We start from the raw sequence: 6,859 nt of genomic DNA, 5'->3' as shown, positions 1-6,859 counted from the left end.
CCCGGACCTACGCCGCCGAGCTCGTCCTGCCCGCCCTGGCCGACGTCGTGCTCGGCACGCGCGCCCCGCGCCGGCCCTGACCCTCAGTCCAGGCCCAGGGCCTCCGCCCAGGCACGGGCCACGGTGCGCTCGTCGAACGCGAGCACGCGTTCCCGCATGTGCGCGGACCACTCCTGCCGTCGTGCCTCGTCCTGTGTGAGCTCCAGGATCCAGCGGGCGGCGGCCTCAGTGTCCGCGTGGACGAGGTCGGCGCCGAAGACGCCGTCCGCACCCGGGCGGTCCCAGATCACCGGGAGCGATCCGGCCGCCATCCCCTCGGCGGGCGCGAGGTGGAAGCTCTCCACCGAGCTGGGTGAGAGCACCCATCCCATGCGCCGCAACCACGTGCCCATGTCCGCGCCGAACGGTTCGAACGCCACCGCCCGGTGCAGCGGATCCCCGCCCAACTTCGCGAAGAGATCCAGGTACCCCTCCCGCTGGAGGGGATCCTGCCACTCGTGGCGGTACTCCCACGGCATGCGGCCACGCACGTGCAGGGTGAACCGGTCGTCTGCGGCGCGCAGCACGCGCAGCAGGTCCAGGGCGCGATCCAGGCGCTTGCGCAGCGGAACGATGCCGACCAGCCCCAGGCGGAACTCGGCGCCTGCCACGGGTTCCCGGGCCAGGTCCGCCACGGACACTGCGTTGGGGATGACCCGCACGCGCCCCGGGTCCGCACCGAGTGCCTCCACCGTGAGATCCCGGTAATGGTCCGAGACGGTGATGAGTGTGTCCACCGCATCCAGGTCGAGGTCACTCAGCCACGCACCGCGCAGCTCGAACATGTGGAGTCGGACGACGAGCTTCTGACCGGGGCGCTTGTGGCGGGCGTACCACACCGCATTGGGCCCCGCCCATTCGCACAGCACCACGTCCGCCCACTCAACGTGCTCGCGGGAGACGGACGCATCGTGCCGGTGCAGGCCCGCCCACCTATCGATCCGCAGTTCGACCCCGGGATGGGTGCGCAGCATGTCCAGCAGCTCGCCCGCGAACTTCAGGTCGTGGCCGGCCACCACGACCCGCAGCGGACGGCCCGGGGAGGCAGGGTTCCTGCCTGTCGTCTCGGCAGACCGCAACGCCGGCAGAGCCTGCGGGGAGAATCCGGGCACCACCCGCTCCACATACCCACGCAGCACCTCGGCCCGGGCGGAGACCCGATAGGGGGCCGCGGCCGCCACGGCACGCTCGGCCAGCGCCCCCAGATGCGGGCGGGCCGTGGCCAACAGCTGCGCGACGCCTTCGACGGAGTCCGTATGCGGCTCCACGAACAGGGGCCAGTCCACCCCGAGCAGCCGTTCGTGCGCCGCGGTCCGGTTGAGGACCGGAGGCACACCGAGGGCGCAGGACTCGAGGACCTTGGTGGACAACTCGAGGCTCACGTCCAGGGCAGGCGACCTCCAGCTCAGGGCCATGTCCGCCCGGGCGGTATGGTCGAGGGCTGCACTGCGGGGAACGCCACCGGTCCAGGTCACCGCCGGGTCCGGGGTCTGCATCAGCTCCGTCATGCGGCCGAAGAACGTGGGGTCCGACTTCTCCCTATGGACCTTGTCACCCACCATCGTCAGGCGCGCCGGGACGCCGTGCCCGGCGAGGGCCGACACGAGGGCGGGCATCAGGTCGGTGCGCCAGTTCCGGGCGAACTTGCCCGTGTAGACCAGCTCCAGCGGACGCCCCGCATCGGAGTGCGCCGCTGCCTCACCGTGGGCCCGTGCTTGGGTGGCCGAGGCCACGAGGGCGTCCGGGATCATCGGGGTGAGCACGAGGGTGCGGCCCGCGGCCTCGGGAACGTAAGCCTCCAGAACGGCGCGGGCGTCCTCGGTCTGGGCGAGTATCACGCGGCTGGCGGCGGCGATCGAGCGGATGACGTCCAGCTTTGCCGGGGCCGCGCCACTGGACGGGTAGCCGAACTCGGTCACGTAGGACCAGAGCCGACCGGGGAAGGCACCCCGGCGGGCGACCTCCGCACACAGGTGGATGCCGCGCACCATGACGATGTCCGGGTGAAGCCGCTCTGCGAGATCCTCCAGCACCTCGACGGCACGGGGGCGGTCCATCTGGTCCGTGCCCGGCTCGGGGTCGGCCTCGTGCAACGTCACACCAGCGAGAGCCCGTAGGTCCGACGTCAGGACGTCACGGCGCTCGAGCGCCTTCAGCTGCACGTGGACCTCGGCGCCGGCGGCCACCCACGTCTCGGCCATGGACCCCAGCCAGACAGCGGATCCGTCCAGGACGTTGAGGTCCACGTCCCCGTACAAGAGGACGACCGGCACGCGGGGGCGGTCCGTGGTCTCGGAGACGGCGGTCAGGTGGTCGGTGCTCATGCGTGGGTCTCTCGGGCAAGGGGGCGGACGTGGGGCTCGGCGTCATGCAGGACCCCAAGAACCACATCGGCCACACCGCGCGGGGCGTCTGTGGGGTCCTGGGTGTAGTGGATCGGCGGCGCGGGGTTCAGCACGTCCAGCGCCTCGATGTTGGGATGGGCCAAGAGGGCCGGAGCACCCAGGTGGCTGCGTCGCCCGGTGCCGGCCGCCAGCCAGGTCGTCACACCCCGACGGGCACCCTCCTCGACGGCGGTCATGACCTCACGGGCCAAACCCACGCCCTCGGCATCCAAGGCGCCGCCCCACACACCGGTGAACCCCTCGAGATCCAGGACCGCGACCTCGACACGCGCCATCACGGCGCGTGCAGTGCCGGGCACGAGGGGCTCGACGGCATGGCCGGCATCGATCAGGGCCTCCTCGATCTCCGGACGGGCGAGCACGGCCACACGGCGGCCGCCCCCGGCCGGCCGGCTGACCGGTGGGTGGGACCCGTGCAGGGCCCTGTCGAGGCGGGCGGCGGCACCGGCGTCGTCCCGCACAGCGGCGGCCGCACGGCCGGCCATCTGCACGCCGGCGGCGGGGACCTCGACCAGCAGATCGAGAGGATCCATGACAAGCGCGGGACGTCCGCGTCCACGCCCGCGGCCTCGGCCTCGGCCTCCGACGGCGGCGGAGCGCGGGGTGATGCGGGCGGCACCTCGGACCCGCTCGGCCATGGGGTCGGGCATCGCACGAACCGCGCGGGACAGGCGACGGCGCATCTCCGGGCTCAGATTGGGTTCGACGCGTCGCCGGGTGGCCCGCAGAATGCGGCCACCGGCGCTGACGACCCGGCGTGACAACGGCTTTTCAGGCATCGGTGACTCCCAGGGCTGTGTACAGGTCTCGGTAGCGGGTGACGTTGCTCGACCAGGTGCGAGTGGCCAGCGCCCAGTCCCGTCCCGCTCGGCCGAGTCGCTCGGCCTCCTCTGGCCTGGAGAGCAGACGGCCGAGGGCCGCCACGAACGCGTCCAGGTCCTCGGCACGGAACAACTCGCCGGTGACCCCATCCTCGACCAGCTCCGCGAGTGCGGGCAGATCGGAGGCCACCACGGGGCGGCCGAGCGCCGAGGCTTCCACAGACTTCATGGGCGTGACGGCGCGGGTGACGGGGAGGTCCCGGCGCGGGACGCAGAACACGTCCAGGGCCGAATGGTGCCACACTGCGTCCTCGCGGGCCACCCGCCCGGGGAACTCACAGATGTCGGCGATCCCCAGGCGGTGAGCGAGCACGCGCAGGCCGGGCAGGGCGACCCCGTCTCCGACGATGCGCAGACGGAGGCGGGGGTGTTCCGGGGCCAGCCGGGCCACAGCCCGCACCAGCAGGTCTAGCCCCTCGTAGTCCACGATCGAGGAGACTGTGCCCACGTACCGGCCGTCCGGATCCAGGCCGAGGTGCTGACGGGCCTTCGCACGAGAGGGCGGCGGCGCCTCGAAGCGGGCGTCCACCGCGTTGGGGGCCAGCACGATCCGCTCGGGATCGACGCCCTCGCTGACGAGCGTCTGCCGCATGCCCTCCCCGAGGGTGACGACCGCGTCCGCAGCGCGGGCGGCCTGGGCCTCACGGGCCGTGAAGGCGGCGTACCGGGGGGAGGCTGTCGCCGCGGGTCCCCGGGTCGCGGCCCACGTGTCGGCGAGGCGACCGCGGACTTCATACACCCAGGGGATCCCGCAGGCCTCGGCCACGGCGCGGACAGCCATCGCGTTCACGTAGTGGGTCGTGGTGTGCAGCAGCGCCGGGCGTTCGGCGCGGACCACCTCGAGCAGCAGTGCGGCATGCTGACGCACCCGCGCGGCCTGGCCTTGGGCCAGGCGCGACGGCGTCAGTCGGTGGTACTCGATCCCGTCCACCACGTCCACCGCACGCGCCCACGGCACACCCACCTGCACGGGGTAGCCGGGGCGGGTCACGGCACTGACCTGCAGACCTGCCTCGGCCTGGGCCCGAAGGATCGCGTGGCTGCGCTGGGCGTATCCGGAGCGGGTGTGGGGCAGGGAGTTGGTGAGCACGTGGAGCACCCGCCCCGGGCGCGGTGTGTACCCGGTTTCGCGCGGCAGGGTCGGCCAGTCGCCCGTCAACGCCTCGCGTTCACCCGCCATGCGGCGCGCCAGGGCCCGGTTCCGTCGATGGACACGGGCGTGCCGCACGGCGGCGTCGAGGTCACCGGTGTGGTGGGCCAGACGTGAGGCCGCAGCGTGCCAGGCCGCGCCGCGGGACGCCGGCGGGACCGCCTCCAGGACGGCGGCGGCGTCCTCGAACGCGGACAGGTGCACGAGCACGTCCGCACGCGCCGGCGCGTAGCGGATCCCGTCGGCGGCGGCCAGTCGTTCCTGAGCGTCCTCGGCGGCCCCCAACATGTGAAAACCCACCGCGGCCGGTACCCCGCCTGCGGCTGTCCCCAACGTCGTCAGCCCTCGCGCGGCAGTGCCCCTCAGACGTTCAGGCAGCCGCCGGGCGCCCTGCAGCGTGAGCAGGATCGGGTCGTCCACGGCGTGCTCGGCCACGGTCTGCGCGAGCACGCCGAGGTTGGACCGCCACGGGACGGCCGAGGCGGAACCCACGGATCAGGACCCCGGCGTTGCGCGCCACTGGCCGCGCGTGTCGATCACGCGCTTGTCGGCCACGCGGTCGCCGAGGTCGGCGAAGGCGGAGTGGTCCACCAGCAGCACCACGATGTCGGCGGCGTCCAGGGCCTCGTCGGCCGCGACCAGGCGCACGTTGTCCTTGCCCTGCAGCGCGGCCGGCAGCTCCGTCACGTGCGGCTCGACCACGAGCACGTCGGACCCGGAGAACTGGCCCGCCAGCTCGGCCGCGATGTTCAGGGCCGGGGATTCACGCAGGTCGTCGATGTTCGGCTTGAAGGCCAGGCCGAGGGCTGCGACGACCGGAGCGCGGCCGGTGGCCTGCTGGACGTCGAAGGCCGCAGCCTTGACCTGGTCGATGACCCACTGGGGCTTGCCGTCGTTGATCTCCCGGGCCGCGCGGATCAGCCGGGCGGTCTGCGGGGCGGCGTCCACGATGAACCACGGGTCCACGGCGATGCAGTGGCCGCCCACGCCGGGGCCCGGCTGCAGGATGTTCACGCGGGGATGGTGGTTGGCGAGCTCGATGAGCTCCCACACGTCGATGCCCTGCTCGGCGCAGATCACGGACAGCTCGTTGGCGAAGGCGATGTTGACGTCGCGGAAGGAGTTCTCCACGAGCTTGGCCATCTCCGCGGTGCGGGTGTCCGTCAGCAGGATCTCGCCCTCGCAGAACGTGCGGTAGAGGTCGCGGGCCCGCTCGGCCGCGCGCCGGGTCGAGCCGCCGACGATCCGGTCGTTGGTCACGAGCTCGACCATCACACGGCCCGGGAGCACCCGCTCGGGGCAGTGGGCGAAGTCCAGCTCGGACTCGCGCAGCTCAGGACGCTCGGCGAAGATCACCTCGGCCATGTGCTCGGTGGCGCCGGGGGGCGAGGTGGACTCGAGGATGACGAGCTCGTCACCCGTCAGCTGCGGGGCCAGGCCGCGGGCGGCGGCCTCGATGTAGCCCAGGTCCGGGGAGTGCCCGTCCTTGAACGGGGTCGGCACGGCGACGATGTAGGCGTCCGCCGCCGGCGTCGTCGTCGAGGCGCTGAGCAGGCCCTTCTCGACGCCGCGCGCGACGAACCCGGCCAGGTCCGGCTCCACGAAGGGCACCGTGCCCGCATTCACGGCGTCCACCGTGCGGTCCGAGACGTCCACGCCGTGCACGCGCACGCCGTTCTCCGCCAGGATGGCAGCCGTCGGCAGTCCGATGTAGCCCAGGCCGATCACGGCCACGTCCTTGATCTGCGTCGTCATGCGGTGGTCCTCATTCGTCGAAACGGTCGCACAGGAAGACCGCAACGCACGTCGGGCCACCTGTAATGCCTTGTCGAGTATAGGGACCGGACTCGACCCACGGCGCCGCGAGTACCGTGACCGAGCACGTCTCCGCTCCAGGGCCGACGTCGGGCTCAGCGACCGGCGACGCGGCGCAGCAGTCGCTCGTAGCGGCGGGCCACGGCCGGCAGGTCGGCGTGGCGGCGCACCCAGTCGCGTCCGCCCGCGCCGACGTCGGTGCGATGCGGGTCGTCCGCGAGCGCCGTCAGGTGCCGCACCAGGTCGTCCACGTCCGGGCCGATGACCTCGGCGCCGCCGGCCGCCTCGAGCGTGCGGGCGGCCTCCCCCGTCACCAGGCCCGTGACGTGCCGGCCGACGGCGAGCACCTCGTAGGTCTTGGAGGGCACGGTGTGCCGGAAGCTCGGCCAGTCGGGACGCAGGGCCACCACCAGCGTGTCCGCCCACGCGTACTGCTGGGCCACGGCCGAGCCGTGGACGGGTCCGAGGATCTCGGCCGGCGAGCCGAGCTCGGCGTTGCGGGCCTCCAGCGCCGGACGCCGGGTCCCCTCCCCGACCAGCCGGACGCGCACCCCCGGCCGGGAGATCAG

The 6,859-nt window shown here is 72.9% G+C and carries 4 protein-coding genes and 1 pseudogene; all 5 read right to left on the bottom strand.

Annotation, left to right across the window (positions count from 1 at the left end; translation table 11 throughout):
- Nucleotides 1-83: 83 nt before the first annotated feature.
- A complete protein-coding gene (locus D8M29_RS07055; protein ID WP_127435259.1) occupies nucleotides 84-2,363 on the bottom strand; it encodes a glycosyltransferase in 2,280 nt (759 codons plus the stop codon).
- Nucleotides 2,360-2,977 (bottom strand): hypothetical protein, encoded by a 618-nt coding sequence (locus tag D8M29_RS07050; protein ID WP_127435260.1) that lies wholly within the window; start codon nucleotides 2,975-2,977, stop codon nucleotides 2,360-2,362. Before D8M29_RS07050 ends, D8M29_RS07055 begins: the two co-directional genes overlap by 4 nt.
- 238 nt (nucleotides 2,978-3,215) lie before the next feature.
- Nucleotides 3,216-4,967: a glycosyltransferase family 4 protein gene (locus tag D8M29_RS07045; RefSeq protein ID WP_036381209.1), complete on the bottom strand. Its 1,752-nt coding sequence runs from the start codon at nucleotides 4,965-4,967 to the stop codon at nucleotides 3,216-3,218.
- A gap of 3 nt (nucleotides 4,968-4,970) precedes the next feature.
- Nucleotides 4,971-6,230 (bottom strand): UDP-N-acetyl-D-mannosamine dehydrogenase, encoded by a 1,260-nt coding sequence (wecC, locus tag D8M29_RS07040; protein ID WP_036381206.1) that lies wholly within the window; start codon nucleotides 6,228-6,230, stop codon nucleotides 4,971-4,973.
- A gap of 155 nt (nucleotides 6,231-6,385) precedes the next feature.
- Nucleotides 6,386-6,859, bottom strand: a pseudogene (locus tag D8M29_RS07035) (glycosyltransferase); the annotation flags it as partial.

It is taken from the genome of Micrococcus sp. HSID17227 (assembly GCF_003989405.1).
Taxonomy (GTDB): Bacteria; Actinomycetota; Actinomycetes; order Actinomycetales; family Micrococcaceae; genus Micrococcus; species Micrococcus luteus.
The sequence above is the reverse complement of the archived record's forward strand: the minus strand, read 5'-3'. Positions and strand labels throughout refer to the sequence as shown.

Bases quoted from the DNA above. Each gene is read 5' to 3' on its own strand.
- D8M29_RS07055 (WP_127435259.1), bottom strand. From the start codon at position 2,363: ATGAGCACCGACCACCTGACCGCCGTCTCCGAGACCACGGACCGCCCC.
- D8M29_RS07050 (WP_127435260.1), bottom strand. From the start codon at position 2,977: ATGGATCCTCTCGATCTGCTGGTCGAGGTCCCCGCCGCCGGCGTGCAG.
- wecC (WP_036381206.1), bottom strand. From the start codon at position 6,230: ATGACGACGCAGATCAAGGACGTGGCCGTGATCGGCCTGGGCTACATC.